Annotated in this window: 29 protein-coding genes; 17 read left to right on the top strand and 12 right to left on the bottom strand. The window is 41.1% G+C overall.

Annotated features, from left to right (window positions below):
- The first annotated feature begins 17 nt into the window (after window positions 1-17).
- Entirely contained in the window at window positions 18-764 is a 747-nt protein-coding gene (locus tag NLF92_RS10375; RefSeq protein WP_254101568.1) for a tRNA1(Val) (adenine(37)-N6)-methyltransferase, read from the top strand.
- A 25-nt stretch (window positions 765-789) separates the two neighbouring features.
- Window positions 790-1,176, top strand: a complete 387-nt coding sequence (locus NLF92_RS10370) for a hypothetical protein (protein ID WP_254101566.1) — start codon at window positions 790-792, stop codon at window positions 1,174-1,176.
- Window positions 1,177-1,308: 132 nt separating this feature from the next.
- Here NLF92_RS10370 and NLF92_RS10365 read toward each other — a convergent pair whose 3' ends face one another.
- From NLF92_RS10365 to NLF92_RS10350, 4 genes are all read right to left on the bottom strand, one after another.
- A complete protein-coding gene (locus NLF92_RS10365) occupies window positions 1,309-1,710 on the bottom strand; it encodes an ExbD/TolR family protein (RefSeq protein WP_254101563.1) in 402 nt (133 codons plus the stop codon).
- 120 nt (window positions 1,711-1,830) lie between these two features.
- Window positions 1,831-2,622: a CLCA_X family protein gene (locus tag NLF92_RS10360; RefSeq protein WP_254101561.1), complete on the bottom strand. Its 792-nt coding sequence runs from the start codon at window positions 2,620-2,622 to the stop codon at window positions 1,831-1,833.
- A gap of 6 nt (window positions 2,623-2,628) precedes the next feature.
- Window positions 2,629-3,162, bottom strand: coding sequence for a flavodoxin FldB (gene fldB, locus NLF92_RS10355; protein ID WP_254101559.1), 534 nt, complete (start codon window positions 3,160-3,162; stop codon window positions 2,629-2,631).
- A gap of 130 nt (window positions 3,163-3,292) precedes the next feature.
- Window positions 3,293-5,296, bottom strand: a complete 2,004-nt coding sequence (locus NLF92_RS10350; protein ID WP_254101557.1) for a metallophosphoesterase family protein — start codon at window positions 5,294-5,296, stop codon at window positions 3,293-3,295.
- A gap of 103 nt (window positions 5,297-5,399) precedes the next feature.
- Here NLF92_RS10350 and NLF92_RS10345 point away from each other — a divergent pair, with 103 nt between their 5' ends.
- On the top strand, window positions 5,400-6,641 hold the full coding sequence (locus tag NLF92_RS10345; protein ID WP_254101555.1) for a hypothetical protein: 1,242 nt from the start codon (window positions 5,400-5,402) through the stop codon (window positions 6,639-6,641).
- Window positions 6,642-6,674: 33 nt separating this feature from the next.
- On the opposite strand, the gene murA is transcribed toward NLF92_RS10345, so the two are convergent.
- From murA to mlaF, 7 genes are read right to left on the bottom strand one after another with little or no spacing between them, the layout of a single operon-like run.
- Window positions 6,675-7,937 (bottom strand): UDP-N-acetylglucosamine 1-carboxyvinyltransferase, encoded by a 1,263-nt coding sequence (gene murA / locus NLF92_RS10340; protein WP_254101553.1) that lies wholly within the window; start codon window positions 7,935-7,937, stop codon window positions 6,675-6,677.
- Between the two features lie 8 nt (window positions 7,938-7,945).
- Window positions 7,946-8,203 (bottom strand): BolA family protein, encoded by a 258-nt coding sequence (locus tag NLF92_RS10335; RefSeq protein WP_254101551.1) that lies wholly within the window; start codon window positions 8,201-8,203, stop codon window positions 7,946-7,948.
- Between the two features lie 38 nt (window positions 8,204-8,241).
- Window positions 8,242-8,532, bottom strand: coding sequence for an STAS domain-containing protein (locus tag NLF92_RS10330; protein WP_254101550.1), 291 nt, complete (start codon window positions 8,530-8,532; stop codon window positions 8,242-8,244).
- Complete coding sequence (locus NLF92_RS10325) at window positions 8,532-9,197, bottom strand: MlaC/ttg2D family ABC transporter substrate-binding protein (protein ID WP_254101548.1); 666 nt, start codon at window positions 9,195-9,197, stop codon at window positions 8,532-8,534. The genes NLF92_RS10330 and NLF92_RS10325 overlap by 1 nt, the downstream gene beginning before the upstream one ends.
- Window positions 9,198-9,215: 18 nt before the next feature.
- Complete coding sequence (gene mlaD / locus NLF92_RS10320; protein WP_254101546.1) at window positions 9,216-9,683, bottom strand: outer membrane lipid asymmetry maintenance protein MlaD; 468 nt, start codon at window positions 9,681-9,683, stop codon at window positions 9,216-9,218.
- 8 nt (window positions 9,684-9,691) lie between these two features.
- Window positions 9,692-10,471, bottom strand: coding sequence for a lipid asymmetry maintenance ABC transporter permease subunit MlaE (gene mlaE, locus NLF92_RS10315; RefSeq protein WP_284700412.1), 780 nt, complete (start codon window positions 10,469-10,471; stop codon window positions 9,692-9,694).
- A 1-nt stretch (window position 10,472) separates the two neighbouring features.
- Complete coding sequence (gene mlaF, locus NLF92_RS10310) at window positions 10,473-11,279, bottom strand: phospholipid ABC transporter ATP-binding protein MlaF (protein ID WP_254101544.1); 807 nt, start codon at window positions 11,277-11,279, stop codon at window positions 10,473-10,475.
- Between the two features lie 304 nt (window positions 11,280-11,583).
- Between mlaF and NLF92_RS10305 the strand changes: the two genes are divergently transcribed.
- The 12 genes from NLF92_RS10305 to mgtE all read left to right on the top strand — a co-directional run bounded on the left by NLF92_RS10305 (window position 11,584) and on the right by mgtE (window position 20,927).
- Window positions 11,584-12,540 carry a calcium/sodium antiporter gene (locus tag NLF92_RS10305; protein ID WP_254101542.1) on the top strand — a complete coding sequence of 319 codons (957 nt, stop codon included), beginning with the start codon at window positions 11,584-11,586 and terminating at the stop codon, window positions 12,538-12,540.
- 31 nt (window positions 12,541-12,571) lie between these two features.
- Window positions 12,572-13,537: a KpsF/GutQ family sugar-phosphate isomerase gene (locus NLF92_RS10300; protein ID WP_254101540.1), complete on the top strand. Its 966-nt coding sequence runs from the start codon at window positions 12,572-12,574 to the stop codon at window positions 13,535-13,537.
- Window positions 13,538-14,098, top strand: coding sequence for a 3-deoxy-manno-octulosonate-8-phosphatase KdsC (gene kdsC / locus NLF92_RS10295; protein WP_254101538.1), 561 nt, complete (start codon window positions 13,538-13,540; stop codon window positions 14,096-14,098). It abuts the gene before it with no gap.
- Window positions 14,099-14,665 (top strand): LPS export ABC transporter periplasmic protein LptC, encoded by a 567-nt coding sequence (gene lptC / locus NLF92_RS10290; RefSeq protein WP_254101536.1) that lies wholly within the window; start codon window positions 14,099-14,101, stop codon window positions 14,663-14,665.
- An 8-nt stretch (window positions 14,666-14,673) separates the two neighbouring features.
- Window positions 14,674-15,234, top strand: coding sequence for a lipopolysaccharide transport periplasmic protein LptA (gene lptA / locus NLF92_RS10285; RefSeq protein ID WP_254101534.1), 561 nt, complete (start codon window positions 14,674-14,676; stop codon window positions 15,232-15,234).
- Entirely contained in the window at window positions 15,234-15,959 is a 726-nt protein-coding gene (gene lptB / locus NLF92_RS10280) for an LPS export ABC transporter ATP-binding protein (RefSeq protein WP_254101525.1), read from the top strand. The genes lptA and lptB overlap by 1 nt, the downstream gene beginning before the upstream one ends.
- 54 nt (window positions 15,960-16,013) lie before the next feature.
- Window positions 16,014-17,483 carry an RNA polymerase factor sigma-54 gene (locus NLF92_RS10275; RefSeq protein ID WP_254101523.1) on the top strand — a complete coding sequence of 490 codons (1,470 nt, stop codon included), beginning with the start codon at window positions 16,014-16,016 and terminating at the stop codon, window positions 17,481-17,483.
- Window positions 17,484-17,507: 24 nt separating this feature from the next.
- On the top strand, window positions 17,508-17,795 hold the full coding sequence (hpf, locus tag NLF92_RS10270; protein ID WP_254101521.1) for a ribosome hibernation promoting factor: 288 nt from the start codon (window positions 17,508-17,510) through the stop codon (window positions 17,793-17,795).
- A gap of 3 nt (window positions 17,796-17,798) precedes the next feature.
- Window positions 17,799-18,257 (top strand): PTS IIA-like nitrogen regulatory protein PtsN, encoded by a 459-nt coding sequence (gene ptsN, locus NLF92_RS10265; protein ID WP_254101519.1) that lies wholly within the window; start codon window positions 17,799-17,801, stop codon window positions 18,255-18,257.
- A gap of 13 nt (window positions 18,258-18,270) precedes the next feature.
- Window positions 18,271-19,143 carry an RNase adapter RapZ gene (rapZ, locus tag NLF92_RS10260; protein WP_254101517.1) on the top strand — a complete coding sequence of 291 codons (873 nt, stop codon included), beginning with the start codon at window positions 18,271-18,273 and terminating at the stop codon, window positions 19,141-19,143.
- Between the two features lie 31 nt (window positions 19,144-19,174).
- Entirely contained in the window at window positions 19,175-19,450 is a 276-nt protein-coding gene (locus NLF92_RS10255) for an HPr family phosphocarrier protein (protein WP_254101515.1), read from the top strand.
- Between the two features lie 118 nt (window positions 19,451-19,568).
- Window positions 19,569-20,927, top strand: coding sequence for a magnesium transporter (gene mgtE, locus NLF92_RS10250; RefSeq protein ID WP_254101513.1), 1,359 nt, complete (start codon window positions 19,569-19,571; stop codon window positions 20,925-20,927).
- Here the strand turns inward: mgtE and msrA are convergent.
- The gene (msrA, locus tag NLF92_RS10245) at window positions 20,924-21,466 is read right to left on the bottom strand and encodes a peptide-methionine (S)-S-oxide reductase MsrA (RefSeq protein ID WP_254101511.1); all 543 of its coding nucleotides are present in this window, start codon (window positions 21,464-21,466) and stop codon (window positions 20,924-20,926) included. The two genes, mgtE and msrA, sit on opposite strands and share 4 nt — an antisense overlap.
- Before the next feature lie 145 nt (window positions 21,467-21,611).
- Between msrA and NLF92_RS10240 the strand changes: the two genes are divergently transcribed.
- Window positions 21,612-22,001: a thiol-disulfide oxidoreductase DCC family protein gene (locus NLF92_RS10240; protein ID WP_254101509.1), complete on the top strand. Its 390-nt coding sequence runs from the start codon at window positions 21,612-21,614 to the stop codon at window positions 21,999-22,001.
- Between the two features lie 11 nt (window positions 22,002-22,012).
- On the top strand, window positions 22,013-22,765 hold the full coding sequence (locus NLF92_RS10235) for an SDR family NAD(P)-dependent oxidoreductase (RefSeq protein WP_254101507.1): 753 nt from the start codon (window positions 22,013-22,015) through the stop codon (window positions 22,763-22,765).
- Window positions 22,766-22,788 lie beyond the last annotated feature (23 nt).

Genomic DNA, 22,788 nt, shown 5'->3' with positions numbered 1-22,788 from the left:
ACAAGGTTATTTGCCACATGAGTTCATTTTCCGCCGGAAGACCCAAGGCTTTTCGCTTCAAAAAATTTGTCGTTGAACATGACCGTTGTGCGATGAAAGTGGGCACCGATAGTATTATTTTGGGGAGTTGGACGGAACCAAATAATGCTAAATATATTCTAGATATTGGTTCTGGTTCCGGTATTTTGACGTTGATGATGGCACAAAAAGCGTCGCCAAAGGCAATGCTGACTGGGGTTGAGCTGGATGAAAGAGCGCATCACCAATCAGAACAAAATGTACAACGCGCACACTTTCCCCAAGCCATAAAAATGCTCAATGCAGATATTAAAACCATTTATCCATCGCAAAAATACGATTTGATCATTACTAATCCGCCATATTTCAAAGACGAAATCATAGCTGAGCAACGTCGTAATCCTATTTCCACTTCGCGCAACCAAGCACGTAGTCAATCTAGTCTCTCCCATGATGAATTATGCGAGACTGCTTCACGTATGCTGTCCGAAAATGGTCAGTTTGTCTGTATCTTACCGACCCAAGAGATTGATGCCTTTATCGTAAAAGCTAGGGCAGTAGGTTTGCTATTAGAAGATAGAGTTGAAATTCATAGTAATATCTTGGCAAAATCCATTCGGACGATAGTCCGTTTTGTTTTTTCGTCAAATGTGTTGAATGTATCGCGTTTAGTGATTTATGATAATGATGGTCAATACACGGAAGAATACAAAGAATTGTGCAAGGATTTTTATTTAAACTTCTAAATAGGTAAGTAAGAGAGCTTTTAATATGGCAAAAGCATCACAACTCCTACACTCTGTTTTAGCTCAATGGGTCGATAAAATTGATATTAGACCTTTTAGTTGGAATGGCCTTCCTTTGCACGTCCCCGTTTATTCCGTATATGCCATTATTCCTGATCCAGTAGCTGACCATTTTGTGTATCATGGCGATATCCTTGTGCCAATTATGAAATTTGGCAAATATTCCATTCCTCTTATTGACCCTAGTAAAGAAGGAATTAAACATATGCCCAAATTTGCGGTCGTGATTTCGTATAGTCGCGATAATGCCTTTGGGTTATTTGCTTATCCTGCTGATAATATCGAAGAAACCTATCAGATAACTTATGCTGATTGGGACATTTCCCAAGGGACAAAGCCTTTTTACCTGTAATAGTTTTGTTTGTATGCATGTACAATAATGCTAATGAGGGATTGGTGAGTTGTATAAAACCCGCTTAGGATAATATTTAATTAGCGCAAAAAAAAGCCTAGCACGTGCTAGGCTTTTTATCATAAGTCACACTTATTCTTTAACAAGTACCGATACGCGATTAATACCTGCAATTTTAGCCTGGTTCATTACTTCGACAACAATACCGTGTTCTGCATCTTCATGAGCCTGGATGGCAGCAACATCTGTGTTGTTTTCAGCGAGGAAAGTTTGAATGTTCGCAACAACGCGACGGACATCCACTTCACGACCATTCATACGAATAACACCTAGTTCATCAATCTGGATAGATAATGCTTTACTAGGCTGATTTGATTCGTTGTTATCTTTTGGACGGTTAACATCCAAGCCTTTTTCTTTAACGAAAGAAGTAGTAACGATAAAGAAGATTAACATGATGAAAACGATGTCGAGCATCGGGGTCATATCAATTTCAGCTTCATCACCTGCTGAGGTATGCTTTTTTCTTTTCATAAACTCTATATTCTTTTAATAATGATTAATCCAACCAAGCTATAGTATAAGGATTCTGACACAAAAAGGTAGTGAAAATTGTTAATAGATTGTAGGTCGGGGTACTTTTTTTTAGGATCTTTAAATTTTGTGCTGCACCGCACAGCCAAGTTGATAAAAATAAGTGTGTAAGGCTTTGTTGATAGTTGCTCTTAATGCACCTGTAGGATAAGCACCTAACAGTGCTAACTTGGATTGTTTGGTACCTTGCACTAAGAAAGAGTTTTTTATTGGGTGGTCTTGTATCATAGCTTCGAAGGCCCTAGCACAGGCTTCTTGGGGAAGCGTGTAATAAACTGATTTACTTTGTTTATCGAGTGCGACAGCGTGACTAATAAAAGGATTTAAACTGGCGCTTTGCGCACCTACTTCGGGTAATAAAATATGATGCAGGCTCTCCTCTAAACGTTGGTTCAAATTATGTGAAATGATAGTTTTACCACGCAAGCATAATTCACTGGCAAATTGACCTACTTGGGTATTTGCATACATTTTATTGGCAATATAATGGTCAAAGGCGTGAAACCATTCATGTGCCAAAGAACCTGCGCCAGCATTTTTGGCTAGACTGAGTTCATGTTTAGCAGGCGTATAATGCGCACAGACTCCTTTACGCCCACCTTTGCCAAAGGCTAGTGCCAAACGACCATTTAAGGAAATAACGGATTCGGGGACTTGTAAAATATCGCAAAGGTCATACAACGCATCAAAAAAAAGATTAGCACCAAGTTGTTGCTCTTCTTTGGCCACCCATTTACCCACTTCGATACTGCGGAAACCAAAGCATTTTATAATATCGCCAAAACTGACGTCTGCACCTGCCCGATGCTCATTTCCGTTGCGATAAAACCCTTGATGCAGGCGCGAAGTCATAACGGTCTAACGCAAATCATCTAAAATACTGGCACACCAACTGTGAATTCGAGCATCGGTGACGTCGAATTGGTTTTCATCATCAAGGGACAGACCGACGAAGAATTCAGAATCTTCAGTAAGAGCTTTGGAAGCCTTAAATTCATATCCTTTATTAGGCCAATAGCCCGTAATTTCAGCGCCAAGCGGAACGATTACATCGTGCAGCATGCCTAGAGCATCTTGAAACCAATCAGCATAACCATATTGATCACCTAAACCGTATAGTGCGACCGTTTTTCCAGTAAAGTCGATGTCATTGACATCATCCCAACTGGATTCCCAGTCTTCTTGTAGTTCACCAAAATCCCATGTTGAGATCCCTAAAATCACTTTTTTAAACTGAGCAATTTTGTGTAATGGAGTATCTTTGATATCAAACAATTCAACTGCTGCAGGGGCAATCAGAGGGTCGAGTTCTGCTTTTATTTTCTCTGCTGCCATTTCGGTATAACAGGTGGTGGAACCATAAAATAAACCAATATTTACTGACAAAAGCATATCTCCAAATAATTTAAGAGCATTTTAGCAAAGCAGGATCAGACGAACAATCTTTCGGCTATAACTAAGTACAAATAAGTGGCCTGTTCACGATACTTGCGATTATATTGATGGCTAGTATATTAAGCAGTTATCCTGTTTTGGAGCGCGGTTTAAACAAAATCACATGACCTTGATATGTCAATACTGAACACTCTACATCTTCTAAAGAACGGATGGGGAGCTCAGGAATGTGCAAAATCCCAATACCATTGTGGTTGATGAGTCCAGCCGGGGCAAATCCCAAGGGTTGTCTCGTGCTAATCTTCATTTGCCGACGCTTGGTAAAGACATTCAGCGGCGATTTACTTCCATAAAACCAACGATTTAAGGTATCTAGTTTACTGATTAAGGCTGTCGGAAACGCATTTTTTAAACCACTACAAGTAAACTGTAACACCTGTGGAGAATTTCTTTGAAAACGCATTTTTACATCATAGACGAAGGAATAGTGGACATCTCCCGAGAGGATAATAAAGCGAGGCGGCGTTTTGACATGGCGAAAAATGTTTAGCATAACATTGGCTGTGCCTCGATGCGCCATCCAATTTTCTGCATCTACGGTTAATGCCTGACCTAACCAAGTAAACACTCTTTGGATCATTTCAATAAATTTCACACCATAAATAGGCGCAGCAGAAATCACAATGACATCATCTTCATCTACGATAGATTGTTGAAACTCGACTAAAGACTCCCAGTCCATCAATCCAGAGGGTTTATCCATATTTGATTCGGAACGCCAGCGTTGCGTTCGAGTGTCTAAAACCCTGACTGGAGGTTGGGTTTTAAGTGAGTAATGCCATGTTGACCAAGCAAAAATTACGTCTAATAATTCATCATGCTGGTGTATACCTATATCCGATATATGTTTTTCTACAGCAGCAAACAACGGCGTTAATTGTTTGGGCTGGTTGCCACTGCCTTGACACAAAAAATATCCTAATAAAGCGTTACCGATCATACGCTTAGACAGAGGATGATTATAAGCATCTGCTTCCCAACCACGCGTTAAATTCCAATCATCGGTAACATCATGATCATCAAAAATCATGTAGGTCGGAATATGCGCTAAAGCCCTCTGTACTTTTGGCAGTGTCGCAACAAAATTGGTAATGAGCGGTACTTCATCGGCATAACGTTGGTGATAAGCCGGATCCAAATGAGCCGGTGGTGAAATAGAACACAACTGCCAGAGAGTCGGTGACCAAGTTAACAGATACATAGCAATATTTTCGGCAAAACTCATCAAGTGATTTTGTGCGTTGACAGATGTAAAAATCGGCTTGCGTTTGGCTTGGAAAAAAGATTTTGCCAATTCTTTATTCTGTTTGACATCAGGTAGAATATTTTCTCTTTGATAATAACCATCAGGATGCTCAGCTAACTCACTGGCGTCAGAAATCGCTGCTTCGAGAAAAGACTCTGAAAACAAACCCAATGCTGCAATCACTTGTTGAATGACATGTAGCGTGGGTCCAGCCACATCATCAGCGTAAATTTGATCGCCGGTTAAAAACAGACAGTCTGGCGGGGGAGGCAGTCTTGTTGTGGTATTTGCACGGATATCAATATCGGCATGGGTATCAGTGAGCAGAGTGTCTGCTGAATTATCGTTGACCTCAGTTAAAGCCTGAGCAAGTACGTTATCAAGTTGAGCCAAGGCATCGCCTTGCTGATGATGAGGCTTCCGACATGAACCGTGATACACATTTTGTAGTATATCTGGAATACCAAACGGTATTGTCGTTTCTTTACCGTAAAACATCGTCGGGCAACATTCATGTAAAGATGACGTCTTAGTTTTAGTTTTCAATGAGAGTTGATAATTTGCAGATAAGGTACTATCAAATAAATTCTGCTGTTGAATGTGCAAAAGGTGGATAAACGCATGAGATCCGACCTGAGTTTGCTGATGTTGAGCGTGCTCTTCAGCGAAAGCAATAACGGTATTAGCTTGTTGCAACGTCAGTTCAGGCGAACACTTTTCTGAAGTAACCCACCATAATGTAAAGGCATCAGTACCAACATGACGCAGGATAGGACCAGCGAGGATCAGAGGTAATGCTGTTTGAGGGCTATTTTGTATATTCATTTATCAATATTTTTTATCCATATCCACTCTGTTTATCCATAGTGGAAGAAGAGAACTTGTTATATCATCTACCTATCAAGACTAACAAAAGTTGTTGTGAAATATGCAGAAAAAATGTGTCAACTTGTTACTTTTATCGGCTGTGTTCTGTGCATCCTGTGCGGTTCAGATAACGCCAGATACTCCAGGCTATATTGATGCACAAGACTACATCCCAAAACATATAGTCAACACAGCATCGTCAGAATCTCGGGAATTGGCAACTGCGTCAGAACTAGAAGTGGTTGGTCAATGGTTAACCGCCATAGATGATAGCTTGGGATTTTATATCGACCCTCAGCCGTCAGGATTAACCTGGTACAAAAATACATTAGTTTCGATTTCGGATGCTAGTGCTGATGCAACTCAGATAAAACAATTACATTTTATCGACCCACACAGCAGTATCGTTACCAAATCACAACCCTATACTATCGCCCCAAATGTAGTCGATAGTTGTTTTACGCAATATTTACTCACTAAACCTGATTTAGAGGCATTGGTGAAAGATCCACTTAGCCCCGATTCTTTTATTACAGTAACAGAAGATGCATCGACGTTAGGGAAACTCAGCCCAGCATGTAAAGCCAAATTTTCTGCTACACATTCTACCTCTTATCCTACTGTTTTAGTGCGCTTACAACTCGTACCAAAAAGTTCAGATACAGGAATTCAGGCGTTTGCTAATGCTCCACTTCAGGTTACTGGTGTAAGAGCTGTACAATTTCCAATGAGTTCAGAGGTAGGCAATTTTGCTAATGATGGTATAGAAGGCTTAGCGATTGTTGGTGAACAGCTGTTTCTGGGCTTAGAGAAGAATATGCATAACCAAGCACGTGTTTTTAGTACACAATTACACGATGCATTCTGGCAAACCGAAGAATTTATCGCTGTTCAAGATACTTACATTGATTATCCAAACTACGCCAAGACAAGACCTAATCCGATTAATGGGCTGGAAACGTTTACATGGAATGGTCAGGACTGGTTAATTGCAGCTGCACGAAATGATAATGAATTATGGTTAGTCAATGTTAACAATGTGACTGATAAATATAAGGTTAAACTGAAATTTATTGCACCCAATATAGGTGCTTCTTGCCCAAGGTTATCAACTATGGATAATGCTTCTTTAGAAGGCGTCGCTGTTGCCAATGGCGTCTTGTACGCAGTGAATGATCCTTGGAAAAAAAACTACCACAAAAATATCAAGTGTGAAGAGATGCGTATTTTTTATGAAAATTCAGCGCCACTCTTATTTAAAATTACCCTTGAGGAAGTATGGCAACGGGCACAAAAACTTTAGTTAAGTGCCCTCATGTAAAGCTTTAGGGAGATTTTATTCCTGTTCTCGGGTGATTTTTGCACCCAAGGCTTGGAGTTTCACTTCGATCGCTTCGTATCCTCTATCTAAATGATAGATACGATTAACGTGCGTTTCGCCTTCAGCTACCAAACCAGCAATAACCAGACTAGCTGATGCACGTAAATCAGTCGCCATGACTGGGGCGCCTTTGAGTAATTCCTTACCTTTGCACACTGCATGATTACCATCGAGTTGGATATCTGCACCCATTCGTTGTAGCTCAGGTACATGCATAAACCTGTTTTCAAAAATGGTTTCAGTCACGACACCGGTACCTTCAGCTAAACAATTCATTGCCACAAACTGCGCTTGCATGTCTGTTGGAAAGGCTGGATGTGGCGCCGTTTTGATGTCAACAGCTTGGGCACGTTTACCATGCATATCCAAGGTAATAGTATTGGCCGTTGTAGTAATTTCTGCACCGGCTTTACGTAATTTGTCTAAGACTGCATCCAAGGTATCTGGTGCGGCATTTAAACAGCGTATTTTGCCACCAGTTGCTGCAGCAGCAACCAAAAAAGTACCCGTTTCAATGCGATCAGGCAAGACTGAATAATCACAACCAGATAGTGAACTGACACCTTCAATCGTAATGGTAGATGTTCCAGCGCCTTTAATGTTTGCGCCCATAGCATTTAAGCAGTTTGCTAGGTCTTCGATTTCAGGTTCTCTGGCGGCATTATCTAAGGTGGTGGTACCATCAGCAAGTGCAGCTGCCATCATGAGGTTTTCAGTTGCACCCACACTAACGATATCCATAAAAATATGAGCACCTTTAAGACGGCCAACAACGGATGCTTTGATATAACCTTCATCGACAACAATCTCTGCCCCCATCTGCTCTAAACCGGTCAAGTGAAGGTTGACGGGACGAGCACCTATAGCACAGCCTCCTGGTAGCGAGACATCAGCATGACGATGTTTTGCCAATAATGGTCCCAAAACCAAAATGGAAGCTCGCATCGTTCTTACTAACTCATAAGAAGCGACGGTTGAAGTGAGCTCATGGGCATCTATCGTTAACGTGTTTTTGTCCGCAAACGTGATTTTGGCACCCATGCCTTCAAGCAACTTGACTGAGGTTGTAATATCTCTCAGAGCAGGTACATTGCGAAAGGTGATTGGTGTATCAGCTAATAATGAAGCCATCAGTAATGGTAAAGCCGCGTTTTTGGCCCCTGAAATAACCACATCACCTGCCAAAGCAGGACTTTTGTTAATAACTAATTTATCCATAATGAGCCCTACATTGGCATATTGAACATTTTTTCTTTACGCCATTGTTCTTCGGTAAATGTTTTTATGGAAACGGCATGCATTGATCCATCAGCAATTTTATCATTGAGTGGGGCATATACGAATTGCTGTTTTTTGACACGCGACATATCTGCAAAGACATCACTAACAGCAATAATGTTGAAATGTGAGCCGTCACTCTTAACGTGCACTTCGGCCAAGGATAATGTGTCTTTTAAGAACGTTTCTAATTCTGCTGTCGTCATAATTCTCTCAAGTTATAGATCTTGTTATTGATACACTTTTACTGTGTGAAAAGTGATTGGGCGTTACTTAATTTTGCGAGTTGCATGATATTTGAAGGCACATCTTGCCACTCTAACGCAATATTGGCAGAGCGACAATCGCGCATGATGTTAATCAGCCATGCCAGCCCAGCACTATCGACTGCTGTGAGTTCACTCAAGTTGATAGTCAGTAAGGAACAGTGTCGAAACTTCGGCTCAGTTTTCAATAAGTCATGTTTAATCGTCTGCTTGGTTAATTGACCAGATAGCGTTAAAACATTGTTTTGGAAGTTTGTCGAGTAAGCCATTACTGAATTAACTCACCAGGAGCCACACCATTTTGTAAAACGATAGGCTGGTTTATTTTTTCTTGCATAAGAGCAATCACAGTATCGATACCGTCTTGGCGTAAGATGGTTTCAAACTCGCTACGTTGGCTAGAAAGCAGACTGATACCTTCTGCGACCATGTCATAAGCGCCCCATTTATTTTTGCGACGGTCAAAGCGCACTTTGAAAGCCACTTTTATATCTGGTCGGCCTTCATCTTGAATCACTGCTCGGATGGTCACCGTACGCTTGCCTTTATAATCACCTGCCGGTTCAAAAATCACTGACTGGTCGTCGTAATAACCAAGTGCGTTCGCATAAGTAGTGACCAGGTATTCACGAAATACTTCGACAAACTCGTTGCGTTTAGCCTCAGGCACTGTTTTTACTCGATTGCCTAAAGTCATGAACGCGGCAAAGCGATAATCCACATTAGGCAGGAGGTTTTCTCTCATGATGGTGCGCAGGTGTTCTGGATTAGCTTGAATTTGCTCTTGTTCTTCCTTCATCCGAGCAAAAGTGGTTGATGCAGAGGTTTGAATCATCTCGTAAGGATTCACCTCTTCTTGTTCGGAAGCGGCAAAACTTGTGCTGGAATAGACATAAACCATACAAAGCGCAAGCACATTTAAGAAACGTAACATAGCTATTCTCCGGGAAAATTATTCGCTGTCGCGACTAAATAAAAATTGGCCAATCAGGTCTTCTAAAACTAACGCTGATTTGGTGTCTTCAATATAATCACCATTGGCTAAGATATATGGGTCATCAAAGGCAAAACCAGGTTGTAAACCAACGTATTGTTCGCCCAACAAGCCTGACGTTAATATAGCGACAGATGTAGTATCTGGAAACGTATTGTACTGGCTTGATATTTGGAGTACGACAACCGGAGTAAAATCTTCTGGGTCCAAATAAATTCTATCAACACGGCCTATAGTCACTCCACCAACACGAACTGCTGAGCGCGGTTGAAGGCCACCAATATTGTCAAATTTTGCATATAAAGTATAAGTTTGATCGTCACTAGCAAGGCCTTTGTTAGCGACATTTATTGCTAGTAATAAGGTAGCAGCAATCGTCAATATGACAAAAAGACCTACCATTAGTTCCGTTTTACGCGTTGTCATGTTAACTCCTAATTAATTCCGAACATTAATGCCGTTAAGACAAAATCTAAACCAAGTACTGTTAATGATGAATAAACGACTGTTTGAGTCGTTGCTTGGGAAATGCCTTCCGATGTTGGAATCGCATCATAACCTTTAAAAATGGCAATCCACGTTACGACAAAAGCAAACACAATGCTTTTGATAATGCCATTGACGACGTCTTTATCCCATTCTACAGTGGCCTGCATAATCGACCAGTAAGAGCCTGCGTCTACGCCCAACCAATCGACGCCAACTAAGTGCCCCCCCAGAATACCGACGGCTGAGAAGATCAATGCCAACATCGGCATAGCAATCAGTCCAGCCCAAAAGCGCGGAGCGACGACACGACGCAAAGGATCCACCGCCATCATCTCAAGACTACTCAGTTGTTCTGTCGCTTTCATCAAACCAATTTCTGCGGTTAATGCAGAGCCTGCACGGCCGGCAAATAACAATGCAGTCACGACTGGCCCTAATTCACGTAATAAAGACAGGGCAACCATAGGTCCAAGTGAACCCTCAGCGCCGTAATTAACTAGTATGGTGTAGCCTTGCAGGGCCATTACCATGCCGATAAATAAACCAGATACAATAATAATTAATAAAGACTGCACCCCAACGACATAGATTTGTTGGATGGTTAAACGGACGTTTTTTATCTTTGGAGCTGCGCATAAGGCACCGACTAACATCAAAAATGCGCGACCAAAGGTGGCGATTGTATTTAAGGTGTTATGGCCAATATCGATAATTTTCTGAATCATATTATCCCACCAAATCTTGAGTTAAGTCGTTGGCTGGGAAATGAAATGGTACTGGACCATCAGCATTGCCTTGCAGAAATTGTTGAACTAACGGTGACGATGAGTGTTTAATCTCATCAGCACTGCCTTCACCAATGATTTTCTGATTCGCTAGGATGTAGACATAATCCGCAATATCTAACACTTCACTGACATCATGAGTGACTACGATGCTAGTTAAATTCAACGCTGCGTTTAACGCTTTAATCAGTTTGACCAAGACGCCCATCGAAATCGGGTCTTGGCCGGCAAACGGCTCATCGTACATAATGAGTTCAGGATCTAAAGCAATCGCTCTGGCAAGTGCAGCTCGGCGTGCCATTCCACCAGATAATTCACTCGGCATGAGCTGTGCAGCACCGCGTAAGCCTACAGCTTCAAGTTTCAAATGAACCAGGGTGGCGATGACACTTTCTGACAAGTGGGTATGTTCGCGCAAAGCAAAAGCAACATTGTCGAACACACTGATGTCTGTAAATAAAGCCCCGCTCTGAAAGAGCATACTCATTTTCTTGCGAGTTTCATAAAGGTCTTTACGGGGTAAGTTTGGGATAGACTCCCCAGCAAAAATTATATCACCTGAGTCAGGTTTGAGTTGTCCGCCAATCAAACGTAGTAAAGTCGTTTTACCGATACCACTAGGGCCCATCACAGCAGTGATTTTGCCTTGCGGGATCCGCAGATTAATATCGTCGTAGATCGTTCTTGAACCTCTAGAAAAGGTTAAGTTGTTTACTTCAACAAGATATTGATGATTATCTTTGGACAAAATTCATTTCCATGTTTTATTTTTAGCCCTTAAAGTCAGTCATTATGAGGGTTAAATCAGTTTTTTGCAAAAGGGAATAGTAACAAGTTATAACAAACTGTTTAATTTTATAAATATTATGCAATATGCACTATTTATTGAGATATAAGCTTTATAAATACTACTTTGCCCTTATAATTGTACTTATATGTTATTTTTCAATCTCATAGACTGTTTTAAATTAATTTTTTTCAGCTATAGTTGGGAAGTGCTACTTACATCGAAGAATAAAATTTTACTTGTGGAATAAAGGAATCAGTCATCCGTGCTCATCCAAATCGCTATTTTTATTGTAGGTCTTATAGTTCTGAGCTGGAGTGCTGACCGTTTTGTGTATGGTGCATCAGCACTAGCCAAAAACTTTGGTATTGCTCCTATGTTAATCGGGTTGACGATTGTTGCTATGGGGTCATCTGCGCCTGAAATCGTGGTTGCGGCTACCGCTTCGTTAAATGGCTCTGCCGACACCGCTGTGGGGAATGCAATTGGCTCCAATATCACTAATATCGCACTTGTTTTAGGCATTACCGCTTTAGTCAAACCCTTGTTGGTCTCTTCCGGTACATTAAAACGCGAATTTCCCATTTTGTTAATTGTATCTGGTATTGCTGTCTATATTTTGTCCGATCAAAACTTTTCTCAAGTTGAAGGTATTACGTTATTAGTCTTATTTGTTTTTACTATTGGCGGAATGGCTTGGTTGTCTTTGCGAGTAGATAAAGATGATCCACTCATTGATGAAAATGAATTAGAGATCCCCAATGATGTGTCAAATTCCAGTGCCATTATGTGGGTGATCATCGGTTTGGTGACGTTACCTTTGTCAGCACATTTCTTGGTAGAGTCTGCGGTATTCATTGCAAAGCATTTCGGCATTAGTGATTTAGTGATTGGCCTAACCATTATTGCTATTGGTACCAGCTTACCAGAATTAGCGGCCTGTGTAGCGGGTGTGTTAAAAGGTGAAGATGATTTAGCGATGGGGAATATCATCGGGTCGAATATTTTTAATATTTTAGCAGTATTGGGCATGCCCGGTGTAATAGCCCCTGGCTTGATTGATGCCGATGCTGCCAATCGTGATATGTATGTTATGTTAGCCTTGACGGTGCTGTTATTACTATTCAGTTTTAACCTTCGTGGTACGCGAAGGATTAATCGTGTTGAAGGCGCATTTTTGTTATCCTGTTTCTTTGCTTATCAGATTTGGCTTTTTGCATAGCGCTTTTATGTCTTAAAATAGGTGTCGCCACATGACTCAAACCTTTACTGCATCAGCCCTTAGGGTTATTGATACCGAGTTACAGGGTGTCCAAGAACTCAAACATATTATTGACGCCACGTTTACCCAGGCTTGTGAACTACTTTTACAATGTACTGGTAAAGTGGTTGTTTCTGGTATGGGAAAGTCTGGTCATGTCGGTAATAAGATAGCTGCGACGTTAGCAAGTACAGGTACTCCCGCTTTTTTTATGCATCCAGGTGAAGCTAATCATGGGGACTTGGGGATGCTGAGCCCTAATGATGTCGTGATAGCGATTTCTAACTCTGGTGAGACTGGTGAATTGTTGGGGTTATTACCCGTATTAAAACGTCTACATATTCCATATATTGCTATTACCCAAAAACCCCAATCAACTCTCGCCCAACACGCCCAGTTAGTGTTGAGCATCCCTGTTCCAGCCGAAGCTTGTACTTTGGGGCTTGCTCCAACTACATCGACTACCGTCACTCTGGTATTGGGTGATGCGCTAGCCATTGCGCTGCTGGATGCCAAAGGATTTACATCTGAAGACTTTGCCTTATCACACCCAGGTGGCTCTTTGGGACGCAAGTTACTGTTAACCTGTGCGGATATTATGCGTACAGGTGCGGATGTCCCAATAGTTACAGCATCGACTTCTGTGACGGATGCTTTATTTGCGATTAGCGAAAAAGGCTTAGGTTTGACGGGAGTGGTGAGTGAGGATCGCCTTGTTGGTATTTTTACTGATGGTGATCTACGTCGGGTACTGGATCAAAAAATTGATATTCATAGTTCAGTAGTACACTCGGTAATGACGCCCAACGGCATTACGGTAACACCAGATATGCTGGCGGTTGATGCGTTAAATATCATGCAGCAAAAAGCAATTTCAGCGATGTTGGTAGTCAATGATAAACAACAAGTCGTTGGCGCATTTAACATGCACATGTTACTCAGTGCTGGAGTGGTATAAATGACAAATCATACCGTTAAGACCTTATATACAGATTTAGATATCAACCTTTACCATACATTAAAAAATATTCGTTTATTGGTGTGTGATGTCGATGGTATTTTCTCTGATGGACGTATCTATTTAGGCAATGCAGGTGAGGAGCTTAAGGCGTTTCATACTAAAGATGGTTATGGCATAAAGTCACTACAATCAATTGGGGTGGCAGTCGCGATTATAACCGGACGTTCTTCACTTATTGTCGAACAACGTATGCAAGCCTTGGGGGTCAAGCACATTATTCAAGGGTGTGAAACTAAAGGCCAAGCGTTAGCAGACTTGTTAGCCAGCCAAGGGCTAAAGCCTGAACAAGTGGCTGCAATGGGGGATGATATGCCAGATGTTGGTATGTTTGAACTAGCTGCGGTAAAGATAACGGTTGCGGATGGTCACCCGATGGTAAAACAACAGGCAAATTGGATAACGACATTATCTGGAGGATTTGGTGCAGTTCGTGAAGTAACGGACACGCTACTCCAAGCCCAAGGGAATTTGTCGGATATTCATGGAGCGAGTGTTTAAATGAATAGAGTTGGATACGCCATATTAATCCTGTTTTGTGCAGTGGCTGTCGTGTATTTTTTACCTTTTAACCCATCGAATGAAAGCACTGAAGCTCGTCCTGAAAGCATGGGTTTATTGACACCTACTTATCGTGCAGAAGGCATCAAAAGTCGTTTATATGGAACCGATGGGGTGTTAATTCATCAAGTATCTGCTTCAGAAATGAACCATTTTACTGAACTCGGTTTTATGGTTTTTACTCAACCTGAATATGATATTTTTGTGGCAGATGGCACGGAATACGCGATAAATGCTGACTCTGCTACCCTGTACGAAGATAACCGAGTGGTGCTTGAAGATAATATTATTATTCAATCGTTGAATATTGATGACTTTATTCGCCAAATTAATGCACAATATCTACAAATGGATATGGTTTCTAAAGACATTAATTCAGATGCCTTGATTGAGTTGACTGGAGCTGAGTTCAGTATGTTAAGTAATGGCTTAACTGGAAATTTAGCAAGAAAGCAGTTTGCGTTGATCGACCACGTAAAAACTGAATTTATTGTGAATCAACCTTAGGTAAATAAATGACACTTTCTTCTTTCAATGTTTGTATAACATTAGCACTTTTATTCATCATTAGTAGCGTGCCTTTTGCCAACGCTGATGACTCTGATTTTGAGCAACCTATTCGCATTGATGCCAAAACTACGTTTGCCGATGGCGTAAAAAAAATGACAGTACTCAAAGATGGTGTTGTGATTCGCCAAGGTTCTTTACAAATTCTCGCTGATGAAGTCCGGGTTGACGCAGCTTTGGGTGAAGGCAATGAAGTGTTTATTGCACTTGGTAAACCTGCCCGTTATTCACAAACTATCCAAGACGGTTCGTTGGTAGAAGCTAAAGCAAATGAGATTCGGTATACCGTTGTAGATAAAAAAATTCAGTTAGTTGGTAGTGCTCAGTTAAAACAAAACACTAGCGAAGTAAATGGGCAAACGATCATTTTTGATATGCAAAATGAACAATTTACGGCTTTGGGTGGCTCAGCCGAACAAGGGCGAGTGTCAGCCGTTTTCCAAACTAAAAAATCGACAGCCAAAGCCATCGATTCAGATAATTCTAATAAAGTAGAGGATAAGCCCTAATGGCAGTATTAAAAGCCTCTAATTTAGCGAAAAGTTATAAATCTAGACAAGTGGTTAGGGATGTTTCCATCTCAGTAGAATCAGGACAAATTGTGGGGTTACTAGGGCCTAATGGCGCAGGTAAAACCACGACTTTTTATATGATTGTCGGGATTGTGCCACTGGACCATGGTGAAATCTTACTCGACCAAACTGACCTGACGTTACAGCCGATGCATGAGCGTGCCAGGCAGGGAATTGGCTACCTACCACAAGAAGCATCGGTGTTTCGTAAGTTAACGGTATATGAAAACATCATGGCCATTTTGCAAACTCGCGGTGCGTTGAGTACAGAGCAAAAAGAGCAAAAAGCGGATGCTTTACTAGAAGAATTCAATATTACCCATATTCGCAACTCTCAAGGTATGGCATTGTCAGGCGGCGAACGCCGTCGTGTTGAAATCGCACGCGCTTTAGCCGCTGATCCTCAGTTCATTTTACTTGATGAGCCTTTTGCGGGGGTTGACCCTATTTCTGTCGGGGATATTAAAAATATTATTCAACAGCTAAAACAAAAAGGCATCGGTGTATTAATTACAGACCACAATGTTCGTGAAACACTTGATGTCTGTGAGAAAGCTTACATTGTTAGTGCAGGAGAGCTGATTGCCTCTGGCACTGCAACACAAGTCCTTGAAAATAAAAGGGTTAAGGAAGTATACCTTGGGGAACAATTTAGGCTATAATCAACCTATAAGCAAATATTTGGATGTTATTTGCGAGAAAGGATTAAGGAATAAATGAAACCTTCACTGCAACTCAAATTTAGCCAACAATTGACTATGACGCCGCAACTCCAGCAGGCCATAAAGTTGTTGCAACTATCAACACTAGATCTACAACAAGAGATTCAAGAAGCACTTGATGCCAATCCTTTACTCGAAGTCGAAGATGCGTTTAACGAAAAAACGGAAAGTCTAGATACTGGCTCTACGGATACTACTGTGGCCAGCACTGATGAAGCGTCTGGCGATAACATGACCAGTTCAGATGCCTTAGAAAGTAACAATGTTTCCGATGAACTCCCCCTAGATAGTACTTGGGATGAGTACTATTCTGCTTCTTCAGCGCCAGCTCCAATGTCATCGACTAATGATGACGAAATGGTGTATCAAGGCGAAACAACCGAAAATATTCAAGACCACTTGTTATGGCAGGCTGATCTGACTCCATTTAGCGATGTCGACAGAGCGATTGCCATGGCCATCATTGATAGTATCGATGAATCAGGTTATCTCACGGTATCCAGTGAAGAAATTCTCGAGGCGATAGACGATGAAAATATTGAGTTGGATGAAGTGGAGTGCGTCTTAAAACGTATTCAAATGTTTGACCCCATTGGTTCAGGCTCGCGCAATCCTCAAGAATGTTTATTAGTACAACTCAGGCAATTTAGCGATGACGTGCCATACTTAAATGAAGCCAAGGCTATCATCACAGAGTATTCAGATCTGCTAGCCAATAAAGACTATCGTACGTTGATGCGCAAATCTCATTTGAAAGAAGAGCAATTACGAGAGGTCATGCTGTTACTACAGACTTTAAATCCGCGTCCAGGAAGTGCTTTGATTACCAAAGAGCCTGAATATGTGATCCCTGATGTATCCGTGAGCAAAAAAAATGGTCGCTGGGTTGTGGAACTAAATCCAGATTCGCTACCCAAACTTAATATCAATCAACATTATGCATCGTTGAGTAAAAGCTCAAAAAATACCAGTGATTCACAATTTGTTAAATCGCATATGCAAGAAGCCAAATGGTTTATAAAAAGTTTGGAAAGTCGCAACGAAACATTGATGAAAGTAGCTAATTGTATCGTGCAGCAGCAAATGGGCTTTTTTGAACATGGCCCTGAAATGATGAAGCCGATGGTACTGAATGATGTTGCAGAAATGGTAGATATGCATGAGTCGACCATTTCTCGAGTCACTACCCAAAAATATATGCATACGCCTCGTGGTATCTATGAATTGAAATATTTCTTTTCGAGCCATGTCGCAACAGATTCTGGGGGCGAATGCTCATCTACGGCAATTCGCGCCTTAATCAAAAAATTAGTAGCAGCTGAAAATACAGCTAAGCCGCTAAGTGATAGTAAGATTGCAGAATTGTTAGCCGATCAAGGAATTAAAGTAGCACGGCGGACAATTGCAAAGTACCGGGAATCGTTATCGATTCCACCATCAAACCAACGCAAAAGCTTGGTTTAGTAATACAACAGAAGGAAGTCAAATATGCAGATAAACCTTACTGGTCATCATGTAGAAATCACGGATTCGCTCCGTAATTATGTCGATACTAAATTTGAAAAACTAGAAAGACATTTCGATCACATTAACAATGTGCATGTAATTCTCAATGTCGAAAAAATCAATCAAAAAGCCGAAGCAGTAGTGAATTTAAATGGTGGGGAAGTCTTCGCTACTTCAGAAAACGCCGATATGTACGCTGCAATTGATAGTTTGATTGACAAATTAGACCGACAAGTGATAAAACATAAGGAAAAATTGCAAAGACATTAAGTCATGCCTCTTTCAAGTATTTTATCTAAAGACCGCGCTTTTTGTGCGGTCTCCTGTCAAAGCAAAAAGAAAATATTGGAACGCGTTAGTGAAATAGGCGCCCAGTATTATGAAGATATTCCTCAAGCCACCATTTTATCGAGTCTCGTACAACGAGAAAAAATGGGTTCGACCGGTATTGGACACGGTGTTGCTATCCCGCATGGCCGTTTATCTGATATCGATGAAGTCATCGCGATTGTACTTATTACTGAGACACCCATTGCCTTTGATGCGATTGACAACCAACCCGTTGATATTTTTTTCTCCTTATTGGTGCCTGAAGACCAAATTTCTGGTCACCTACAAACATTAGCTGGAATCGCAGCTAAACTAAATGATAAAACGATTTTAAAACAGTTACGGCAAGCGGCAAGCGGTGAAGCTATCGTTTCGATACTACTCAGTGACGAAACGGATTAAGGATTAGTCAAATATGAATCTTATTATTGTATCTGGCCGTTCAGGTTCTGGAAAATCGATTGCGTTACGTGCTTTAGAGGATCTTGGTTATTATTGTGTTGATAATATTCCAGTGAATCTGTTGCCGACTTTGACCCATGCCGTCATTAATGAATATGAAAATGTGGCGATTAGTATCGATGTCAGGAATATTCCTAAAGAGTCAAATGAACTCAATGATATCTTAGATTACCTGCCTGATTCATGGAATATTTCAGTGATATATCTGGATTCTAGTACGGATATTTTGCTCAAAAGATACAGTGAAACACGCCGTTTACATCCACTGACCAAAAATAATCAATCTTTGGAAAATGCGATTATAGCTGAACAAGAATTGCTGCAACCGTTACGAGAAAAGTCTGATTTGTATATTGATACAGACAAGCTAACCGTCCATGAATTAGCTGAAATCATTCGAGAACGTATTTTAGGTAAAAAAAGCTCTCGTTTAGTCGTGGTATTTGAATCATTCGGTTTTAAGTATGGCATTCCAAAGGATGCTGATTATGTGTTTGATGCCCGTTTTTTACCCAATCCACATTGGGAACCAGAGTTAAAACATTTCACAGGCTTGGACCAGCCTATTGAGATATTTCTCGGTAGCCAACCCATCGTCACTAAATTTATCTGGCAAATTCAAAATCTTATCTCGACCTGGTTACCCCATTTAGAGCGCAATAACCGTAGTTATGTTAGTGTTGCAATAGGGTGCACTGGAGGGAAGCATCGGTCTGTCTACGTTGCAGAGCAATTAGCTAAAAATATAAAAGAAAGTCATCCTGATGTGCAGATTCGACATCGTGAAATGCAAAAATATGAAAGTAAAACCGCACACGAGTCTTAACGTTAACCTAAGATAGGAGTCGATATCCGTTATGTCCCCACTGACGAAAACTTTGGTGATCCGAAACAAATTAGGGATCCACGCTAGACCTGCGACACAGCTGGCACAACTATCAGCAAAATATGACGCCCAAATCATGCTTGAAATCGGTGAGAAAACTGCCGATGCTTCTAGTGTACTGGGGTTGATGTTGTTAGAAGGCCAACAAGGGAAATCGGTCACTGTCAGTGTTACTGGTACCGATGCACAGCAAGCTTTAGATGCCGTGGAAGCACTTATCTGTCAAAATTTTAATGAAAGTACTTAGTGTTTATGTCACTTGATTAACCGTTTTTGTCCCAGATACCTTGGTATGACCATATAAATTCACACTCATTTCTGAAAATACGTTATCATTAACCATCTTACCTTGTGTGATTGTGATTATGACAGACACCCTTGCCACAAATTTTTCTTCAGAACAGGTCAGTAATATTATTGCTGCGCTTAATGCTGGCAAATTTGTCTCTGTCAGAAAAATCTTACATGAAACTCCTGCTCCTGATGTGGCATTGCTACTGGAATCTAGCCCAACCAAAACCCGTGATGATTTATGGCAGTTAATCGATCCTGATTTTCACGGAGATGTGCTAGAAGAACTGTCTGAGGATGTACGTAACGGTATCATTGCTAAAATGATGCCTGATACGGTCGTTGATGCCCTCGAAGACATGGATACGGACGATTTAGCTGAGACTTTGAGTACGTTACCTGATGAGGTCCTGCAAGATATTTTGACATCGATGGACTCGCAAGACCGACATCGAGCAGAACAAGCATTGAGTTATGGTGAAGAAACCGCTGGTTTCATCATGAATACCGATACGATTACATTACGCCCTGATGTTGCCATTGATGTCATTCTACGCTATTTGCGTTTGCGTGGTGAGTTGCCAGAAAATACTGATACTTTTTATGTGGTGAATCGTTCTGATGTCTTAATTGGTTCGGTGCCCGTCACTCGTTTAATTACCTCTTCTCCAGATGTAACCGTTGCTGAAATCATGGACGAAGAGCCAGAAGTGATTGGGGTTGGCATGCCTGATGACCAAGTCGCGAGTTTATTTGAACGCTACAACTGGTTATCTGCGCCAGTGGTCGATGAGAATCATCATTTGGTGGGACGAATTACGATTGATGATGTTGTTGATATTATCCGTGAAGACGCTGAGCACTCAATGATGTCAATGGCTGGTCTAGATGATGAAGAAGATACGTTTGCGCCAGCATTACAATCGACCCAACGCCGTTCAATTTGGTTGGGTGTGAACTTAGTGACAGCATTACTTGCCGCAATGGTGTCTGATATGTTTGAGCAAACTCTATCTCAATTGGCGGTATTAGCGATTTTAAATACGATTGTACCCAGTATGGGTGGGGTTGCAGGTAATCAAACCTTGACTTTGGTTATTCGAGGTATGGCGCTGGGGCATGTCAACGACTCAAATGCTAAGTTTCTGATCAGCAAAGAATTATTGATTGGTTTTTTAAATGGAATTATTTGGGCCACGCTCATTGCGTCAGTCGTCGCATTATGGAAACAAGACTTTATGTTGGGGGTGATTATCGCATTTGCCATGTTAGTCAATATGATTGCTGCGGGACTCGCTGGAGCAACTTTACCTTTAATTATGAAAAAGCTAAAAATTGATCCAGCGCTCGCTGGTAGCGTAATTTTAACGACCATTACCGACGTTATTGGGATCTTCGCCTTTTTAGGTACGGCAACGTTATTTTTGATTTAATCGACTTTTAGATATTCCACAAAGCGTTGTTTAAATTTAGCGATTTTAGGGCCGACCACGAGATTGCAGTAGGTATTACCCGGGTTATTATTAAAGTAGTCTTGATGATAATCCTCCGCAGGGTAGTAGTTTTTTACCGGTTCTAGTTCAGTTACAATCGGTGCCGCATAAATTTTATCTGCGGTTAACTTCTCAATAAAAGCTTCTGCAATCTCTTTTTGTTCGGTGGTGTGATAATAAATACCGCCACGATATTGTGTACCAGTATCATTTCCTTGTTTATTTAGTTGTGTCGGATCATGGAGTCCGAAGAAAATCTCCAAAATGGTGGTAAAGTCGATAATGTCTGCATCAAATGTGACTCTGACAATTTCATTGTATCCAGTTTCTCCTGTGCATACCGCTTCATAAGTAGGATTTTCTGTATGCCCGTTACTGTACCCAGAGATCGCACTTTGTACGCCTTTTACCTTATTAAACGCTGATTCTATGCACCAGAAGCAACCACCACCTAGTGTGATTTCTTGTATATTAGCCATGACGAGATTTCCTAAAAATGATATGTACTATATATGAATATAGGGATTATCCAATAAAGTTCAATCAGCATACGTTGTATGGTGCACTTTATTATTGTTTTTTACGTATATGTATTGTGTTTAAAGCGTTAACTGAGGATAAAAAATGCACCTGACGTTGTTTTATGACGGTATGTGCCCCCTGTGTCAAAAGGAGATGCAGCATTTAATTAAATATAATACGGCAAAGCATTTGGCTTTTGTCGATATTATGGATCCTGAATTTCCAGAAAAATATCCACATCTAGATTGGGAGGCATTGAATAATCGAATTCATGGCGAGTTTTCTGATGGTCGCGTTGTCACTGGACTAGATTGTACATATTGGGCATGGAAGTTAGTGGGCAAAGGTTGGGTTTACGCGCCTTTGCGTTGGCCTGTAGTGCGGTGGTTTGCAGATCACGCATATAACATTTTCGCCAAACACCGATATAAAATCTCTTACTGGCTGACTGGACAAGAGCGCTGTCCGCGATGTGAATTAAAAAATCAATAAGGGTTATAAATATGCGTACAGGTTTACTGATTGGAAGTAATGGCGGAATCGCCCAAGCTCTCATTGTCGAGCTTTTTCAAAGTGGTACCGTTGGACATCTACATACCGTATCACGCAGTGCTAACGATTTAACAGCAGGCCCACTGTCAGAATATCGTTCGAAAATCACTCACCACACAATAAATTCGCAAAATGAAAGCGAAGTTATAGATTTTGTTGCAGCTTGTCATACTCAAGATATAAAGTTTGATTATGTGATATCAACAGTCGGTGTGCTTCACCAGCAGGTGTCTGACAACGTGACATTAAAGCCAGAAAAACGCCTCGAAGATATCGATCCAGTTGCGTTAGCTGAGTATTTCGCGATAAATACCATAGTGCCGGCTATCTGGTTAAAGCATTTACTTAAAATACTGCCCAAGTCTCGAGCGGTCATTGCTTTTTTCTCTGCTCGAGTCGGCAGCATTGAAGATAATCGTTTGGGTGGCTGGTATGGTTATCGTGCCTCAAAGTCAGCGTTAAACATGCTCATAAAAAACGCAAGCATCGAATATCAACGACGCAACAAACACAGTATTTTAATTTCTTATCACCCAGGTACTGTGGCTACAGGATTATCCAAACCCTTTCAGGCAAATGTAAAACCTGGCAAATTATTTACGCCAGAATTTACCGCACAGTGCTTAATAAAACAGTTGCATGCCGCAGAGGTGGAACAAAGTCCGTATTATGTAGATTGGGATGGACAAAAAATCCCTTGGTAAATGACATTTATAGTGAACATTGT

It is taken from the genome of Opacimonas viscosa (assembly GCF_024199005.1).
GTDB lineage: Bacteria > Pseudomonadota > Gammaproteobacteria > Enterobacterales > Alteromonadaceae > Opacimonas > Opacimonas viscosa.
The sequence above is the reverse complement of the archived record's forward strand: the minus strand, read 5'-3'. Positions and strand labels throughout refer to the sequence as shown.